We start from the raw sequence: 16,573 nt of genomic DNA, 5'->3' as shown, positions 1-16,573 counted from the left end.
GGATATCCCCTAAGTTGAAAGCCGGTGAGGCAAAAACAAGCGGTCATTGTAGCGACCAGACGTCCACTTATCCACATGCAGGTTGCGCACAGGGCATGATTTATCAATGCGTTAACCCTCGAAAAGAAGACCAACGGTATGTGCATAAGCTCTGTGGATAACCGCCCATGAGGGCACTGGACAAGTGGGGGTGAAACTCGGTGGATAACCGACCTGTGGATAACTGGCCTTTCCACACACAGCTTATCCGACAGCGCAGCACAGGCTGACCACCGTTTTCCACCGTAGTTGTCATTCTCTGTACATCACGGTTTAGAAGGGCTTAAGGTAGTTATCCACAGATGATCGTGTCCCTAGCTTTTATAAGCTTTACAGAAAAGCTTTAAATAATTCCCTTCTTTATTTCTATATCTAGCGAACGACCTTCGGGCGAGCAAATCGTCTGGAGATCTATTTATAAGGAAACGCTGGTTGGAAATTGACCTAGAGGCTTGCTTTCTCTAGAATCCCCGGTCTCTTAAAACGGGGGCCATTCCGGCCCGTTGTGGACGAACCAGGTAACACGACAATGAAACGTACTTTCCAACCAAGCACTATCAAACGCGCTCGTACCCACGGTTTCCGTGCTCGCATGGCTACCAAGAACGGTCGTGCCGTCCTGTCGCGTCGTCGCGCCAAAGGTCGTGCGCGTCTGGCAGTTTGATAATCCGGCACTGGAGGTGAGTCAGGACTTCAGTCGGGAAAAGCGTCTGCTTACTCCCCGACATTTCAAGGCAGTCTTTGACTCCCCTACCGGCAAGGTTCCGGGGAAAAATCTCCTGCTCCTTGCGCGCAACAACGATCTTGATCACCCCCGTCTCGGGCTGGTTATCGGGAAAAAGAGCGTAAAGCTCTCCGTCGAGCGCAATCGACTCAAACGTCTGATGCGCGAATCGTTTCGTCTGAACCAGGATTTACTGGTCGGTTGGGACATTGTTATCGTCGCGCGCAAAGGTTTGGGTGACGTAGAAAGCCCCGAATTGATTCAGCATTTCGACAAACTCTGGAAACGTCTGGCACGCAGCAAGCCGGTACCAGCAGTCAAAACCGAAACTGTAGGGGTAGACAGTCCCGATGCGTAAACTGGCGCTCGTTCCGATCCAGTTTTATCGCTATGCCATCAGTCCCCTGATGGCCAGTCACTGTCGTTTCTACCCCAGTTGTTCCTGCTACGCGTATGAAGCCATAGAAAATCATGGCCTTCTGCGCGGTGGCTGGCTGACCTTTCGTCGTTTAGGTCGCTGTCATCCGTGGAATCCCGGTGGTTATGACCCGGTTCCATCTATCCCTACCTCCCGTTCTTCTTCGATGGCCGAGTAATCATGGATATCAAACGCACGATCCTGATCGTCGCCCTGGCAATCGTGTCCTACGTTATGGTCCTTAAATGGAACCAGGACTATGGCCAGGCTGCCCTGCCGACTCAGAATGTTGCTTCCAGTACTACCGCACCGGGCCTACCGGATACGGCGACTGGCAATAATGCTTCTGTCAGTGACGACATTCCACGCGCCGCAAGCGATACCAGTGCAACTGCACCTGCTGAAACACCAGTAGCTGCAAGCAAAGACCTCATCCAGATCAAAACGGATGTGCTCAACCTGGCCATCGATCCACAAGGTGGAGATGTTGCCCAGTTGACGTTGCCGCTGTATCCACGTCGCCAGGACCATCCGGAAATTCCATTCCAGCTGTTCGATAACGGCAACGAGCGGACTTATCTGGCTCAGAGCGGCCTGATCGGCACCAACGGTCCGGACGCAAGTCCTGCCGGTCGTCCGGTTTACTCCTCCGAGAAGAAGATTTATCAACTGGCCGACGGTCAAGACCAATTGGTCGCGGACCTGAAGTTCAGCAAGGACGGCGTTAACTACATCAAGCGTTTCACGCTGAAACGTGGCCTGTATGACGTAACCGTTTCCTACCTGATCGACAACCAGAGCGCTCAACCCTGGTCCGGTGCAATGTTCGCGCAATTGAAGCGTGATGCCAGCTCCGATCCTTCTTCCAGCACCGCCACCGGCACCGCGACTTACCTGGGCGCCGCCCTGTGGACAAGTAACGAGCCGTACAAGAAAGTGTCGATGAGCGACATGGACAAGGCTCAGCTGAAAGAAACCGTCACCGGTGGTTGGGTTGCCTGGTTGCAGCACTACTTCGTGACTGCGTGGATTCCGGTCAAGGGCGAAAACAACATCGTCCAGACCCGTAAAGACAGCAAAGGCAACTACATCATCGGCTATACCGCCCCGGCAATGACTGTCGCGCCGGGTGCGAAAGCCGAAACCAGTGCCGTTCTGTACGCGGGTCCGAAAAGCCAGGCTGTCCTGAAAGAGTTGTCCCCAGGTCTGGAACTGACCGTCGACTACGGCATTCTGTGGTTCATTGCCCAACCAATCTTCTGGTTGCTGCAACATATCCACGCGCTGGTCGGTAACTGGGGCTGGTCGATCATCTTCCTGACCATGCTGATCAAGGGAATTTTCTTCCCGCTGTCGGCTGCCAGCTACAAATCCATGGCGCGCATGCGTGCAGTGGCACCGAAACTGGCCGCGCTGAAAGAGCAACATGGCGACGACCGGCAGAAAATGTCGCAAGCCATGATGGAGCTGTACAAGAAAGAGAAGATCAATCCGCTGGGTGGCTGCTTGCCAATCCTCGTGCAGATGCCGGTTTTCCTTTCGCTGTACTGGGTTCTGCTGGAAAGCGTGGAAATGCGCCAGGCGCCGTTCATGCTGTGGATTACGGACCTGTCGATCAAGGATCCGTTCTTCATTCTGCCGATCATCATGGGCGCAACCATGTTCATCCAGCAGCAGTTGAACCCGACTCCTCCGGATCCGATGCAGGCGAAGGTCATGAAAATGATGCCAATCATCTTCACCTTCTTCTTCCTGTGGTTCCCGGCAGGTCTGGTGCTGTACTGGGTTGTGAACAACGTGCTGTCCATCGCACAACAGTGGTACATCACGCGTAAGATCGAAGCGGCTACCAAAAAAGCCGAGGCGTAACTTACTCTGTGGATAACCACTCAAAACGCCCCCTAGTGGGGCGTTTTGCTATCTGTCACTTTTGTCTGGATACCGGTTATGAGCGTTCCTCGTGAAACCATCGCCGCCGTCGCCACCGCTCAAGGTCGCGGTGGTGTGGGCATCGTCCGTATTTCCGGGCCGCTGGCGAGTGTGGCGGCCAAAGCCATCAGCGGTCGCGAACTGAAGCCGCGGTTTGCCCATTACGGCCCGTTCCTCAGTGCAAACGAAGAGGTGCTGGACGAAGGCATCGCGCTGTATTTCCCGGGACCGAACTCGTTCACCGGCGAAGATGTGCTTGAGCTGCAGGGCCACGGCGGCCCGATCGTTCTGGATATGTTGCTCAAGCGTTGCCTGGAGCTGGGTTGTCGTCTGGCTCGGCCGGGTGAATTCAGCGAGCGCGCCTTCCTCAACGACAAGCTCGATCTGGCTCAGGCCGAAGCCATCGCCGACTTGATCGAGGCAAGTTCTGCACAGGCGGCACGAAATGCCCTGCGCTCGTTGCAGGGTGCGTTTTCCCAGCGTGTGCATAACCTCACCGAGCAACTGATAGGCCTGCGCATTTACGTCGAAGCGGCCATCGACTTCCCCGAAGAAGAAATCGACTTCCTTGCCGATGGCCATGTGCTGAGCATGCTCGACAAAGTGCGCGACGAATTATCCACAGTGCTGCGTGAAGCCGGCCAAGGGGCTTTGTTGCGTGATGGTATGACCGTGGTGATCGCCGGCCGGCCGAATGCCGGCAAGTCCAGCCTTCTGAATGCCTTGGCCGGACGTGAAGCCGCGATCGTGACCGAGATTGCCGGCACGACCCGGGACATTCTTCGCGAACATATCCACATCGATGGCATGCCGTTGCACGTGGTCGACACTGCCGGCCTGCGGGATACCGATGATCAGGTGGAAAAAATTGGTGTCGAACGGGCATTGAAAGCCATCGGCGAGGCAGATCGGGTATTGTTGGTGGTCGATGCCACGGCTCCCGAGGCCCTTGATCCATTTGCCTTGTGGCCTGAATTTCTCGAAACTCGCCCGGATCCGGCAAAAGTTACGCTGATCCGTAACAAGGCAGACCTGACGGGCGAAGCGATTGCCCTGCAAGTCAGTGACGATGGCCACGTCACTATCAGCCTCAGTGCGAGATCCGCCGGCGAAGGCCTGGAGTTGCTGCGCGAGCACCTCAAAGCCTGCATGGGTTACGAGCAGACCTCCGAAAGCAGCTTCAGTGCTCGCAGGCGTCACCTGGAGGCACTGCGTCATGCGAGTGCGTCCCTTGAGCATGGCCGTGCGCAGCTGACGTTAGCGGGTGCCGGTGAGCTGCTGGCCGAAGATTTACGGCAGGCGCAGCAGTCTTTGGGCGAAATCACCGGCGCATTCAGCTCCGATGACCTGCTGGGAAGGATCTTTTCCAGCTTCTGTATCGGTAAATAATCCCTTTAGCTGTCCACAGACAGGCCATTCGCGCCTGTCTGTTCCCTCATTTTCTGAAATTTCCCCCCCAGTGCCGAGCAAATTCTTCGATTGAGCGAATTTCCCTTGCCCGGGATTTGCTCATTCGGCGGCTTTTCTGTGGATTAAGCCCTGTGAATAACTGCTGCTAAGGGCAGTTGATAACAAGGCCTGAAAACTGAAGATAACCGCCTCTGTGGATAACCATCTCTTTCATCCACAGGCTTACACCGGTTATCCAAGGGCCTCCTTGGCACATGACCACAGGGTTTTGAATCTCTGTACACATTGAAAATAAAGGGCTACACAAATCTATCCACAGAAAGGTGGGTCAGTAGAAATAAACATAAAAACAAAGATTTAATAAATTTCTCTCTTTTTAATTTCTATAACCCCGACTTCTCCACAGCTGGTTAAATTTTGTGCAAAGGGTTCTTTAGGAAGGCCTAAGTCCCTATACTTGCCGACCAGGTCCAAAAACCTGAGCTCAAACTATTCCGGATTACCTGACTGAAGCAGGCACGAGGTGCGTGGTGGATTTCCCTTCCCGTTTTGAAGTGATCGTCATCGGCGGCGGTCATGCCGGTACCGAGGCAGCACTGGCGTCAGCACGTATGGGGGCAAAAACCCTGTTGCTGACGCATAACGTGGAAACCCTCGGTGCCATGAGTTGCAACCCCGCCATTGGTGGGATCGGCAAAAGCCATTTGGTTAAAGAAATCGATGCCCTGGGCGGCGCGATGGCCATGGCTACCGATAAAGGTGGTATTCAGTTTCGCGTATTGAACAGCCGCAAAGGCCCCGCCGTGCGTGCAACCCGCGCTCAGGCAGATCGGGTTCTATACAAGGCCGCTGTCCGCGAAGCCCTGGAAAACCAGCCGAACCTGTGGATATTTCAGCAGGCAGCTGATGACCTGATTGTCGAGCAGGAACAAGTGCGCGGTGTCGTCACCCAAATGGGCCTGCGTTTCTTCGCGGATTCCGTGGTGTTGACCACTGGCACCTTCCTCGGTGGACTTATCCACATCGGCATGCAGAATTATTCCGGTGGTCGCGCCGGTGATCCGCCGTCGATCGCCCTGGCTCACCGTTTACGCGAATTGCCACTGCGCGTCGGTCGCCTGAAAACCGGTACACCGCCGCGTATCGACGGTCGTACTGTGGATTTTTCGGTGATGACCGAGCAGGCAGGCGATACACCGATTCCGGTGATGTCGTTCATGGGCTCCAAAGAGCAGCATCCGAAACAGGTCAGCTGCTGGATTACCCACACCAACGCCCGTACTCACGAAATCATTGCCGCGAACCTCGACCGTTCCCCGATGTATTCCGATGCAGGGTTGATCGAAGGCATCGGCCCGCGTTACTGCCCGTCGATTGAAGACAAGATTCACCGCTTTGCCGACAAGGAAAGCCATCAGGTCTTCATCGAGCCAGAAGGCCTGACCACCCACGAGCTGTACCCCAACGGGATATCCACCTCCCTGCCGTTCGACGTGCAACTGCAGATTGTGCAATCGATCCGCGGCATGGAAAACGCGCACATTGTTCGCCCGGGCTATGCCATCGAGTACGACTACTTCGATCCACGTGACCTGAAGTACAGCCTCGAAACCAAAGTGATCGGCGGTCTGTTCTTCGCCGGGCAAATCAACGGCACCACCGGTTACGAAGAAGCCGGCGCCCAGGGTTTGCTGGCCGGAGCCAACGCTGCGCTGCGTGCTCAGGGCAAAGACGCCTGGTGCCCACGTCGCGATGAGGCGTACATCGGTGTGTTGGTCGACGACCTGATTACCCTGGGTACCCAGGAACCGTACCGGATGTTCACGTCTCGCGCCGAATACCGTTTGATTCTGCGCGAAGACAACGCCGATCTGCGCTTGACCGAGAAAGGTCGCGAACTGGGTCTGGTGGATGACGTGCGTTGGGCGGCTTTCTGCAAGAAACGCGAAAGCATCGATCTGGAAGAGCAGCGCCTGAAAAGCACCTGGGTTCGCCCGGGCACCGAGCAGGGCGATGCGATTTCCGAAAAATTCGGCACGCCGCTGACCCACGAATACAATTTGCTCAACCTGCTGAGCCGTCCGGAAATCGACTACGCTGGTCTGATTGCGGTGACCGGTGGGGGCGCAGAAGATCCACAGGTCGCCGAACAGGTCGAAATCAAGACAAAATACGCCGGTTACATCGATCGTCAGCAGGATGAAATTGCACGCTTGCGGGCCAGCGAAGACACCAAACTGCCTGTGGATATCGATTACACGAACATCTCCGGTCTCTCGAAAGAGATCCAGAGCAAGCTCGGTGCGACCCGTCCAGAGACCCTGGGCCAGGCGTCGCGTATTCCGGGTGTGACCCCGGCAGCGATTTCGCTGTTGATGATTCATTTGAAAAAACGCGGCGCGGGCCGTCAGTTGGAGCAAAGCGCTTGAGTTCGTTGGTTACCTCGCAACATGCAGAAGAGTTATCCACAGGTGCTCGCCAGCTTGGTGTCACACTGACTGAAACCCAGCACGCTCTGCTGCTGGGTTATCTGGCCTTGTTGATCAAATGGAACAAGGCTTACAACCTGACCGCCGTGCGCGATCCGGACGAAATGGTTTCCCGTCACTTGCTCGATAGCTTGAGTGTGATGTCGTTCATCGAAAACGGACGCTGGCTGGACGTTGGCAGCGGTGGCGGCATGCCGGGGATTCCGTTGGCGATCCTGTTTCCAGAGTCCCAAGTGACCTGTCTGGACAGCAACGGCAAGAAAACCCGCTTCCTGACCCAGGTCAAACTCGAGCTCAAACTGGATAACCTGCAAGTTATCCACAGCCGCGTCGAAGCCTTCCAGCCTGAGCTGCCGTTCAACGGGATTATTTCCCGGGCGTTCAGCAGCATGGAGAACTTCAGCAACTGGACTCGCCATTTGGGCGATGCCGATACACGTTGGCTGGCAATGAAGGGCGTTCATCCCGCCGATGAGCTGGTAGCATTGCCGGCAGACTTCTACCTCGATAGCGAACACGCCTTGGCCGTACCCGGTTGCCAAGGCCAACGCCATCTGCTGATACTGCGCCGCACGGCATGATTGGGAACACAAGCAAGAATGGCTAAGGTATTCGCGATAGCGAACCAAAAGGGTGGTGTGGGCAAGACCACCACCTGCATCAACCTCGCAGCTTCCCTGGTCGCTACCAAGCGCCGGGTGCTGTTGATCGATCTTGATCCACAGGGCAACGCCACCATGGGTAGCGGTGTGGATAAACACGGCCTGGAAAATTCGGTCTACGACCTGCTGATCGGCGAATGCGATCTGGCCCAGGCCATGCACTACTCCGAGCATGGCGGTTACCAGCTGCTGCCGGCCAACCGCGACCTGACCGCGGCCGAAGTCGTTCTGCTGGAAATGCAGATGAAGGAAAGCCGTCTGCGCAGTGCGCTGGCACCGATCCGTGAAAACTACGATTACATTTTGATCGACTGCCCGCCGTCGCTGTCGATGCTGACGCTCAACGCGCTGGTTGCCGCCGATGGGGTAATTATCCCCATGCAGTGCGAGTACTTCGCGCTGGAAGGGTTGAGCGACCTTGTGGATAACATCAAGCGCATTGCCGAACTGCTGAACCCGAACCTGAAAGTCGAAGGCCTGTTGCGGACCATGTACGACCCGCGCCTGAGCCTGATGAACGACGTATCGGCGCAGCTCAAGGAACACTTCGGCGATCAGCTCTACGACACCGTGATTCCGCGCAACATCCGCCTGGCCGAAGCGCCAAGCTATGGCATGCCGGCGCTGGCGTACGACAAATCATCGCGGGGCGCGATTGCCTATCTGGCATTGGCTGGCGAGATGGTTCGCCGTCAGCGCAAAAACTCACGCACCGCCGCTGTCCAGGCAACTTAAGGAATCCCCATGGCCGTCAAGAAACGAGGTCTCGGACGTGGACTGGATGCACTTCTGAGTGGTCCGACTGTCAGCTCGCTGGAAGAGCAAGCGGTACAAGCCGATCAGCGTGAGCTGCAGCACCTGCCCCTGGACCTGATCCAGCGTGGCAAGTACCAGCCGCGTCGGGACATGGATCCTCAAGCGCTGGAGGAGCTGGCGCAATCGATCAGGGCCCAGGGCGTGATGCAGCCGATCGTGGTTCGCCCAATCGGCAGCGGGCGCTTCGAAATCATCGCCGGTGAACGCCGCTGGCGTGCCAGCCAGCAGGCTGGCCAGGAAACCATCCCGGCGATGGTTCGCGATGTGCCGGATGAAACCGCCATCGCCATGGCGCTGATCGAGAACATTCAGCGCGAAGACCTCAATCCGATCGAAGAAGCGGTGGCCTTGCAGCGTTTGCAGCAGGAATTCCAGCTGACTCAGCAACAAGTGGCCGAGGCTGTGGGTAAGTCCCGCGTCACCGTCGCCAACCTGTTGCGTCTGATTGCGCTGCCGGAAGTCATCAAAACCATGCTGTCTCACGGCGACCTGGAAATGGGTCATGCCCGTGCCTTGCTCGGTTTGCCGGAAAATCAACAAGTTGAAGGGGCGCGACACGTTGTCGCACGGGGGCTGACTGTGCGCCAGACTGAAGCACTGGTTCGCCAGTGGTTGAGTGGCAAACCGGAGCCTGTGGAACCTGCAAAACCGGACCCGGATATTGCCCGACTCGAGCAGCGCCTGGCCGAGCGCCTAGGCTCTGCGGTGCAGATCCGCCACGGAAAGAAGGGTAAGGGGCAGCTGGTGATCGGCTACAACTCTCTTGATGAGCTTCAAGGTGTGCTTGCACACATCCGCTGAAACAATTCCTCATGTAGCGTGAAGTCGGAAATCACTACCTGACAGTTGAATAGGGGCAGAACCGCCCCTATACTCTGCGCGCATTTTGTCGGCACAAATTATGCCAGGTTATTGAATTCTGGCAGCCGACCATTGGGGAGCAAAAGAGATGGAAAACCGCACGCCAGACCGCTTGCCGTTCCATCGCCTGGCAGTTTTTCCGGTGTTAATGGCTCAATTTGTCGTTTTGCTGATTGGCGCTTTGGCGCTCTGGCAATGGCATGGAGTCGTTGCCGGGTACTCAGGACTCTGCGGAGGCCTGATAGCCTTGCTTCCCAATATTTATTTCGCTCACAGGGCATTTCGGTTTTCCGGCGCCCGAGCAGCTCAAGCCATCGTCCGGTCTTTTTATGCCGGCGAGGCGGGCAAACTGATTTTGACGGCAGTGCTGTTTGCATTGACGTTTGCAGGTGTGAAGCCATTGGCGCCGTTAGCAGTATTCGGCGTCTTCGTGCTGACCCAACTGGTTAGCTGGTTCGCTCCCCTGCTAATGAGAACAAGACTTTCGAGACCTTAGGGCGTTTGAGGCAACCATGGCAGAGACAACCGCTTCGGGCTATATCCAGCACCACTTGCAGAACCTGACCTTCGGTCAGCACCCAACTGGCGGGTGGGGTTTTGCCCACACCGCAGCAGAAGCCAAAGAAATGGGCTTCTGGGCTTTCCACGTCGATACTCTCGGCTGGTCGGTCGCGTTGGGTCTGATTTTCGTTCTTCTTTTCCGCATGGCGGCAAAGAAGGCGACTTCCGGTCAGCCTGGCGCCCTGCAGAACTTCGTCGAGGTTCTGATCGAGTTCGTCGACGGCAGCGTGAAAGATACTTTCCACGGCCGTAATCCATTGATCGCGCCATTGGCCCTGACGATTTTTGTCTGGGTGTTCCTGATGAACGCCGTCGACCTGGTACCGGTTGACTGGATTCCGAAGCTGGCTGCCATCATTTCCGGCGACCCGCATCTGGTCTTCCGTGCCGTTCCTACCACTGACCCGAATGCGACCCTGGGTATGTCCCTGTCGGTATTCGCGTTGATCATTTTCTACAGCATCAAGGTCAAGGGCATCAGCGGCTTCATTGGCGAACTGACCCTGCACCCGTTCGGCAGCAAGAACATCTTCGTTCAAGCCCTGCTGATTCCGGTGAACTTCCTGCTGGAGTTCGTGACGCTGGTGGCCAAGCCAATCTCCCTGGCACTGCGTCTGTTCGGCAACATGTACGCCGGCGAGCTGGTCTTCATTCTGATTGCTGTGATGTTCGGCAGCGGTCTGCTCTGGCTTAGCGGCCTGGGCGTAGTTCTGCAGTGGGCGTGGGCTGTGTTCCACATCCTGATCATCACCCTGCAGGCGTTTATCTTCATGATGCTGACCATCGTCTACCTGTCGATGGCGCACGAAGAGAACCATTAAGACCAGTCTCGACTAGTCTGATGTCCCTCTCGGTCAAACGAGAGGGTGCCCGAACAGGGCTATGAAACGATTTGTTTTACCGCTTTAAAATCTAAAAAACCTAAACCATACGACGTAAAAGTCGGGAGGAAAGATGGAAACTGTAGTTGGTCTAACCGCTATCGCTGTTGCACTGTTGATCGGCCTGGGCGCACTGGGTACCGCAATTGGTTTCGGCCTGTTGGGCGGCAAGTTCCTGGAAGGCGCAGCGCGTCAGCCAGAAATGGTTCCAATGCTGCAAGTTAAAATGTTCATCGTTGCCGGTCTGCTCGACGCCGTAACCATGATCGGTGTTGGTATCGCTCTGTTCTTCACCTTTGCGAACCCATTCGTTGGTCAACTCGCTGGCTAATCACTCGAACCTTCGAGTTGATTGGTGTGATGTGCAACGAACGAGCGAGGTGTTGGCGTGAACATTAATGCAACCCTGATTGGCCAGTCCGTTGCGTTCTTCATTTTTGTACTGTTTTGCATGAAGTTCGTGTGGCCTCCGGTCATCGCGGCTTTGCACGAACGTCAGAAGAAGATCGCGGATGGACTGGACGCTGCCAGCCGAGCAGCTCGCGACCTGGAGTTGGCCCATGAGAAAGTGGGTCAGCAACTGCGCGAAGCGAAAGCTCAGGCAGCTGAAATCATTGAGCAAGCCAAGAAACGCGGTAATCAGATCGTTGACGAGGCTGTTGAAAAAGCCCGTCTCGACGCTGACCGTGTGAAGGTTCAGGCTCAGGCCGAGATCGAGCAGGAACTGAACAGTGTCAAAGACGCGCTGCGTGCCCAACTGGGTGCACTGGCTGTCGGCGGCGCCGAGAAGATCCTGGGTGCCACAATCGATCAAAACGCGCACGCGGAGCTGGTAAACAAACTGGCTGCTGAAATTTAAGCGAGGGCGATCATGGCAGAATTGACCACGTTGGCCCGACCTTACGCTAAGGCAGCCTTCGAGCACGCCCAGGCCCACCAGCAACTGGCCTCTTGGTCAGCCATGCTCGGCCTGGCTGCAGCAGTGTCGCAAGACGACACCATGCAGCGCGTGCTCAAGGCCCCGCGACTGACGAGCGCAGACAAGGCCGCCACGTTTATTGACGTGTGCGGCGACAAGTTTGATGCCAAGGCACAGAACTTCATTAACGTCGTTGCCGAAAACGACCGTCTCCCGCTTTTGCCGGAGATATCCGCTCTGTTCGACCTGTACAAGGCTGAACAAGAGAAGTCGGTAGACGTTGAAGTGACCAGTGCTTTTGCATTGAACCAAGAACAGCAAGACAAACTCGCCAAGGTTCTCAGTGCACGACTCAACCGGGAAGTGCGCCTGCAAGTCGAGGAAGACAAATCCCTGATTGGGGGCATTGTCATCCGCGCCGGCGACCTGGTTATCGATGGCTCGGTTCGCGGCAAACTCGCGAACCTTGCCGAAGCATTGAAATCTTGAGTTTGAAGGGGCAGCAGAGCAATGCAGCAACTCAATCCTTCCGAAATAAGTGAAATTATCAAGGGCCGCATCGACAAGCTCGATGTGACCTCCCAAGCCCGTAACGAAGGCACTGTCGTCAGCGTATCTGACGGTATCGTGCGGATTCACGGTCTGGCCGACGTCATGTACGGCGAGATGATCGAGTTTCCGGGCGGTGTCTTCGGTATGGCTCTCAACCTGGAGCAAGACTCTGTAGGTGCCGTTGTATTGGGCTCCTACCAGTCTCTGGCTGAAGGCATGAGCGCCAAGTGCACTGGCCGCATCCTCGAAGTTCCGGTTGGTAAGGAACTGCTGGGTCGCGTAGTCGACGCACTGGGTAACCCAGTTGACGGCAAAGGTCCGCTGAACAACACCGAGACCGATGCGGTCGAGAAAGTTGCTCCAGGCGTGATCTGGCGTAAGTCGGTAGACCAGCCTGTACAGACTGGCTACAAGGCTGTCGATGCCATGATCCCTGTCGGCCGTGGCCAGCGTGAGCTGATCATCGGTGACCGTCAGATCGGTAAAACCGCTCTGGCGATCGACGCGATCATCAACCAGAAAGACAGCGGCATTTTCTGCGTCTACGTAGCAATCGGTCAGAAGCAATCGACCATCGCCAACGTTGTTCGCAAGCTGGAAGAAAACGGCGCACTGGCTAACACCATCGTCGTGGCGGCGAGCGCTTCGGAATCTGCAGCACTGCAGTTCCTGGCTCCGTACTCCGGTTGCACCATGGGTGAATTCTTCCGCGACCGCGGTGAAGACGCGCTGATCGTTTATGACGATCTGTCCAAGCAAGCAGTGGCTTACCGCCAGATTTCCCTGCTGCTGCGCCGTCCACCAGGCCGTGAAGCTTACCCAGGCGACGTGTTCTATCTCCACTCCCGTCTGCTGGAGCGCGCATCCCGCGTTTCGGAAGAGTACGTAGAGAAGTTCACCAACGGCGCAGTGACCGGTAAAACCGGTTCCCTGACCGCACTGCCGATCATCGAAACCCAGGCTGGCGACGTTTCCGCGTTCGTTCCGACCAACGTGATTTCCATCACCGACGGTCAGATCTTCCTGGAATCGGCCATGTTCAACTCCGGGATCCGTCCTGCTGTGAACGCCGGTGTTTCGGTATCCCGTGTGGGTGGTGCCGCTCAGACCAAGATCATCAAGAAGCTGTCCGGTGGTATCCGTACCGCTCTGGCTCAGTACCGTGAACTGGCGGCATTCGCCCAGTTCGCTTCTGACCTGGACGAAGCGACCCGTAAGCAACTTGAGCATGGTCAGCGCGTTACCGAGCTGATGAAGCAGAAGCAATACGCACCAATGTCGATCGCTGACATGGCGCTGTCGCTGTATGCCGCTGAGCGTGGGTTCCTGACTGACGTCGAAATCGCCAAGATCGGCAGCTTTGAACAAGCGCTGATTGCTTTCTTCAACCGCGATCACGCCGATTTGATGGCGAAGATCAACGTGAAGGGTGACTTCAATGACGAAATCGACGCTGGCATGAAAGCCGGTATCGAGAAGTTCAAGGCCACCCAAACCTGGTAAGCCGCAGCGGGAGCCGCAAGGCTCCCGCTTGCTAACCTGATAGGTGTTACATGGCAGGCGCAAAAGAGATTCGCAGTAAGATTGCGAGCATCAAAAGCACGCAAAAGATTACCAGCGCCATGGAAAAAGTGGCGGTCAGCAAAATGCGCAAGGCACAAATGCGCATGGCTGCTAGCCGTCCTTACGCGGAGCGCATCCGCCAGGTTATTGGCCATCTGGCCAACGCCAACCCGGAATATCGCCACCCTTTCATGATCGACCGTGAAGTAAAGCGCGTCGGTTACGTCGTGGTGAGCAGTGACCGTGGTCTGTGTGGTGGTTTGAACACCAACCTGTTCAAGGCTCTGGTCAAGGACATGGCGGTAAACCGCGAAAACGGCGTCGAGATTGATCTGTGTGTCGTTGGTAGCAAGGGTGCGGCTTTCTTCCGCAACTTCGGCGGTAACGTCGTTGCAGCTATCAGCCACCTGGGTGAAGAGCCGTCGATCAATGATCTGATCGGCAGCGTCAAGGTGATGCTGGATGCCTACCTGGACGGCCGTATTGACCGCCTGTCCGTGGTGTCCAACAAGTTCATCAACACCATGACGCAACAGCCTACCGTGGAGCAGTTGATTCCACTGGTGGCAACCCCGGATCAAGAACTCAAGCACCACTGGGATTATCTGTACGAACCGGACGCCAAAGAGCTGCTTGACGGCTTGATGGTCCGTTACGTGGAGTCGCAGGTCTACCAGGCGGTGGTCGAGAACAACGCGGCTGAACAAGCTGCGCGGATGATCGCGATGAAGAACGCTACCGACAACGCCGGTGATTTGATCAGCGATTTGCAGCTGGTCTACAACAAGGCGCGTCAGGCTGCGATCACCCAAGAGATCTCGGAAATCGTCGGCGGCGCTGCCGCGGTTTAACGGTTCAAATATTCAGAGGATCCAGCTATGAGTAGCGGACGTATCGTTCAAATCATCGGCGCCGTTATCGACGTGGAATTCCCACGCGACAGCGTACCGAGCATCTACAACGCTTTGAGTGTAAAAAGCGATGCAGGCACCACTCTCGAAGTTCAGCAGCAGCTGGGCGACGGCGTGGTTCGTACCATTGCAATGGGTTCCACCGAGGGCTTGAAGCGCGGTCTGGAAGTCACCGACTCTGGCGCAGCCATCTCCGTACCGGTCGGTAAAGCGACTCTGGGCCGGATCATGGACGTACTGGGCAACCCGATCGACGAAGCTGGCCCGATCGACACCGAAGAGCGCTGGGGCATTCACCGTCCTGCGCCAACCTTCGCTGAACAGGCTGGCGGCAACGACCTGCTGGAAACCGGCATCAAGGTTATCGACCTGGTTTGCCCGTTCGCCAAGGGCGGTAAAGTCGGTCTGTTCGGTGGTGCCGGTGTAGGCAAAACCGTAAACATGATGGAACTGATCCGTAACATCGCCATCGAGCACAGCGGTTATTCCGTGTTCGCCGGTGTGGGTGAGCGTACTCGTGAGGGTAACGACTTCTACCACGAGATGAAGGATTCCAACGTTCTGGACAAAGTGGCACTGGTTTACGGTCAGATGAACGAGCCGCCGGGTAACCGTCTGCGCGTAGCACTGACTGGCCTGACCATGGCCGAGAAGTTCCGTGACGAAGGTAACGACGTTCTGCTGTTCGTCGACAACATCTATCGTTACACCCTGGCCGGTACTGAAGTATCCGCGCTGCTGGGCCGTATGCCTTCTGCAGTAGGTTACCAGCCGACCCTGGCCGAAGAGATGGGTACTCTGCAAGAGCGCATCACTTCGACCAAAAACGGTTCGATCACCTCGATCCAGGCGGTATACGTACCTGCGGATGACTTGACTGACCCGTCGCCAGCGACCACTTTCGCCCACTTGGACGCTACCGTCGTTCTGTCCCGTGACATCGCTTCCCTGGGTATCTACCCAGCGGTCGATCCACTCGACTCGACTTCGCGTCAGCTGGACCCGAACGTGATCGGCCAGGACCACTACGACACCGCTCGCGGCGTACAGTATGTTCTGCAGCGTTACAAAGAACTGAAGGACATCATTGCGATCCTGGGTATGGACGAGCTGTCGGAAACCGACAAACAGTTGGTAAACCGTGCTCGTAAGATCCAGCGCTTCTTGTCGCAGCCGTTCTTCGTGGCTGAAGTCTTCACCGGTGCTTCGGGTAAATACGTTTCCCTGAAAGACACCATTGCTGGCTTCAAAGGCATCCTCAACGGTGACTACGACCACCTGCCAGAACAAGCGTTCTACATGGTCGGCGGCATCGAAGAAGCGATCGAGAAAGCCAAGAAACTGTAATCCCGGCGCCCGGCAACGGGCGCTAATTTAGGTTGAGGCAATCAGATGGCTATGACAGTCCATTGCGATATCGTCAGCGCGGAAGGGGAAATCTTCTCCGGCCTGGTCGAGATGGTGGTTGCGCACGGTGCACTGGGTGATCTTGGTATCGCTCTGGGTCACGCGCCGCTGATCACTAATCTCAAGCCCGGCCCGATCCGACTGATCAAGCAGGGCGGGGAAGAGGAGGTGTATTACATCTCCGGCGGTTTCCTCGAGGTTCAGCCGAACATGGTCAAGGTTCTTGCCGACACCGTGCAACGAGCTGCCGACCTGGACGAAGCCTCCGCTCAGGAAGCCGTTAAGGCTGCCGAGAAGGCCTTGCATGAGCGAGGCGCGGAATTCGATTACGGTTCTGCTGCCGCACGTCTGGCCGAGGCTGCAGCTCAGCTGCGCACCGTCCAGCAGATCCGCAAGAAGTTCGGCCATTAATTCGGCCGTCGACTTATTGT

At 56.3% G+C, this 16,573-nt stretch carries 18 protein-coding genes; all 18 read left to right on the top strand.

The window, feature by feature from the left end; genetic code table 11:
- Positions 1-568: 568 nt before the first annotated feature.
- A complete protein-coding gene (gene rpmH, locus ACA044_RS30980; RefSeq protein ID WP_003213577.1) occupies positions 569-703 on the top strand; it encodes a 50S ribosomal protein L34 in 135 nt (44 codons plus the stop codon).
- A gap of 16 nt (positions 704-719) precedes the next feature.
- Positions 720-1,121: a ribonuclease P protein component gene (rnpA, locus tag ACA044_RS30975; protein ID WP_038983561.1), complete on the top strand. Its 402-nt coding sequence runs from the start codon at positions 720-722 to the stop codon at positions 1,119-1,121.
- Complete coding sequence (gene yidD / locus ACA044_RS30970; protein WP_052966011.1) at positions 1,114-1,359, top strand: membrane protein insertion efficiency factor YidD; 246 nt, start codon at positions 1,114-1,116, stop codon at positions 1,357-1,359. Before rnpA ends, yidD begins: the two co-directional genes overlap by 8 nt.
- A gap of 2 nt (positions 1,360-1,361) precedes the next feature.
- Positions 1,362-3,050 (top strand): membrane protein insertase YidC, encoded by a 1,689-nt coding sequence (yidC, locus tag ACA044_RS30965; RefSeq protein WP_038980411.1) that lies wholly within the window; start codon positions 1,362-1,364, stop codon positions 3,048-3,050.
- Positions 3,051-3,128: 78 nt separating this feature from the next.
- Positions 3,129-4,499, top strand: a complete 1,371-nt coding sequence (gene mnmE, locus ACA044_RS30960) for a tRNA uridine-5-carboxymethylaminomethyl(34) synthesis GTPase MnmE (RefSeq protein WP_497444610.1) — start codon at positions 3,129-3,131, stop codon at positions 4,497-4,499.
- Between the two features lie 551 nt (positions 4,500-5,050).
- Positions 5,051-6,949 carry a tRNA uridine-5-carboxymethylaminomethyl(34) synthesis enzyme MnmG gene (mnmG, locus tag ACA044_RS30955; protein ID WP_007903012.1) on the top strand — a complete coding sequence of 633 codons (1,899 nt, stop codon included), beginning with the start codon at positions 5,051-5,053 and terminating at the stop codon, positions 6,947-6,949.
- Positions 6,946-7,590 carry a 16S rRNA (guanine(527)-N(7))-methyltransferase RsmG gene (gene rsmG, locus ACA044_RS30950; protein ID WP_497444609.1) on the top strand — a complete coding sequence of 215 codons (645 nt, stop codon included), beginning with the start codon at positions 6,946-6,948 and terminating at the stop codon, positions 7,588-7,590. The genes mnmG and rsmG overlap by 4 nt, the downstream gene beginning before the upstream one ends.
- 18 nt (positions 7,591-7,608) lie before the next feature.
- On the top strand, positions 7,609-8,406 hold the full coding sequence (locus ACA044_RS30945) for a ParA family protein (RefSeq protein ID WP_497444608.1): 798 nt from the start codon (positions 7,609-7,611) through the stop codon (positions 8,404-8,406).
- Positions 8,407-8,415: 9 nt separating this feature from the next.
- Entirely contained in the window at positions 8,416-9,288 is an 873-nt protein-coding gene (locus ACA044_RS30940; RefSeq protein ID WP_305424387.1) for a ParB/RepB/Spo0J family partition protein, read from the top strand.
- 148 nt (positions 9,289-9,436) lie between these two features.
- Positions 9,437-9,844 (top strand): F0F1 ATP synthase subunit I, encoded by a 408-nt coding sequence (locus ACA044_RS30935; RefSeq protein ID WP_497444607.1) that lies wholly within the window; start codon positions 9,437-9,439, stop codon positions 9,842-9,844.
- Between the two features lie 16 nt (positions 9,845-9,860).
- On the top strand, positions 9,861-10,730 hold the full coding sequence (atpB, locus tag ACA044_RS30930) for a F0F1 ATP synthase subunit A (RefSeq protein ID WP_258618470.1): 870 nt from the start codon (positions 9,861-9,863) through the stop codon (positions 10,728-10,730).
- 133 nt (positions 10,731-10,863) lie between these two features.
- Positions 10,864-11,121 (top strand): F0F1 ATP synthase subunit C, encoded by a 258-nt coding sequence (gene atpE, locus ACA044_RS30925; RefSeq protein WP_002555987.1) that lies wholly within the window; start codon positions 10,864-10,866, stop codon positions 11,119-11,121.
- 57 nt (positions 11,122-11,178) lie between these two features.
- Positions 11,179-11,649, top strand: coding sequence for a F0F1 ATP synthase subunit B (locus ACA044_RS30920; protein WP_008073637.1), 471 nt, complete (start codon positions 11,179-11,181; stop codon positions 11,647-11,649).
- A gap of 12 nt (positions 11,650-11,661) precedes the next feature.
- Entirely contained in the window at positions 11,662-12,198 is a 537-nt protein-coding gene (locus ACA044_RS30915; RefSeq protein WP_054594854.1) for a F0F1 ATP synthase subunit delta, read from the top strand.
- A 21-nt stretch (positions 12,199-12,219) separates the two neighbouring features.
- Complete coding sequence (gene atpA, locus ACA044_RS30910; RefSeq protein WP_008007884.1) at positions 12,220-13,764, top strand: F0F1 ATP synthase subunit alpha; 1,545 nt, start codon at positions 12,220-12,222, stop codon at positions 13,762-13,764.
- A gap of 50 nt (positions 13,765-13,814) precedes the next feature.
- A complete protein-coding gene (gene atpG / locus ACA044_RS30905; RefSeq protein ID WP_007934344.1) occupies positions 13,815-14,675 on the top strand; it encodes a F0F1 ATP synthase subunit gamma in 861 nt (286 codons plus the stop codon).
- Positions 14,676-14,702: 27 nt separating this feature from the next.
- Positions 14,703-16,082 carry a F0F1 ATP synthase subunit beta gene (atpD, locus tag ACA044_RS30900; RefSeq protein WP_150630634.1) on the top strand — a complete coding sequence of 460 codons (1,380 nt, stop codon included), beginning with the start codon at positions 14,703-14,705 and terminating at the stop codon, positions 16,080-16,082.
- 45 nt (positions 16,083-16,127) lie between these two features.
- Positions 16,128-16,553: a F0F1 ATP synthase subunit epsilon gene (locus ACA044_RS30895; RefSeq protein ID WP_010465460.1), complete on the top strand. Its 426-nt coding sequence runs from the start codon at positions 16,128-16,130 to the stop codon at positions 16,551-16,553.
- Positions 16,554-16,573: the final 20 nt, after the last annotated feature.

The organism is Pseudomonas sp. LBUM1673, from assembly GCF_059695645.1.
Note: the sequence above shows the minus strand (reverse complement) of the source record. Positions and strands in the feature narration are given on the sequence as shown.

What these genes read in the sequence shown, in the direction of transcription:
- ACA044_RS30935 (WP_497444607.1), top strand. Translation starts at nt 9,437, where the DNA reads ATGGAAAACCGCACGCCAGACCGCTTGCCGTTCCATCGCCTGGCAGTT.
- ACA044_RS30915 (WP_054594854.1), top strand. Translation starts at nt 11,662, where the DNA reads ATGGCAGAATTGACCACGTTGGCCCGACCTTACGCTAAGGCAGCCTTC.
- rpmH (WP_003213577.1), top strand. Translation starts at nt 569, where the DNA reads ATGAAACGTACTTTCCAACCAAGCACTATCAAACGCGCTCGTACCCAC.
- ACA044_RS30940 (WP_305424387.1), top strand. Translation starts at nt 8,416, where the DNA reads ATGGCCGTCAAGAAACGAGGTCTCGGACGTGGACTGGATGCACTTCTG.
- yidC (WP_038980411.1), top strand. Translation starts at nt 1,362, where the DNA reads ATGGATATCAAACGCACGATCCTGATCGTCGCCCTGGCAATCGTGTCC.
- yidD (WP_052966011.1), top strand. Translation starts at nt 1,114, where the DNA reads ATGCGTAAACTGGCGCTCGTTCCGATCCAGTTTTATCGCTATGCCATC.
- atpA (WP_008007884.1), top strand. Translation starts at nt 12,220, where the DNA reads ATGCAGCAACTCAATCCTTCCGAAATAAGTGAAATTATCAAGGGCCGC.
- atpD (WP_150630634.1), top strand. Translation starts at nt 14,703, where the DNA reads ATGAGTAGCGGACGTATCGTTCAAATCATCGGCGCCGTTATCGACGTG.
- ACA044_RS30945 (WP_497444608.1), top strand. Translation starts at nt 7,609, where the DNA reads ATGGCTAAGGTATTCGCGATAGCGAACCAAAAGGGTGGTGTGGGCAAG.
- mnmE (WP_497444610.1), top strand. Translation starts at nt 3,129, where the DNA reads ATGAGCGTTCCTCGTGAAACCATCGCCGCCGTCGCCACCGCTCAAGGT.
- atpG (WP_007934344.1), top strand. Translation starts at nt 13,815, where the DNA reads ATGGCAGGCGCAAAAGAGATTCGCAGTAAGATTGCGAGCATCAAAAGC.
- ACA044_RS30895 (WP_010465460.1), top strand. Translation starts at nt 16,128, where the DNA reads ATGGCTATGACAGTCCATTGCGATATCGTCAGCGCGGAAGGGGAAATC.
- atpB (WP_258618470.1), top strand. Translation starts at nt 9,861, where the DNA reads ATGGCAGAGACAACCGCTTCGGGCTATATCCAGCACCACTTGCAGAAC.
- atpE (WP_002555987.1), top strand. Translation starts at nt 10,864, where the DNA reads ATGGAAACTGTAGTTGGTCTAACCGCTATCGCTGTTGCACTGTTGATC.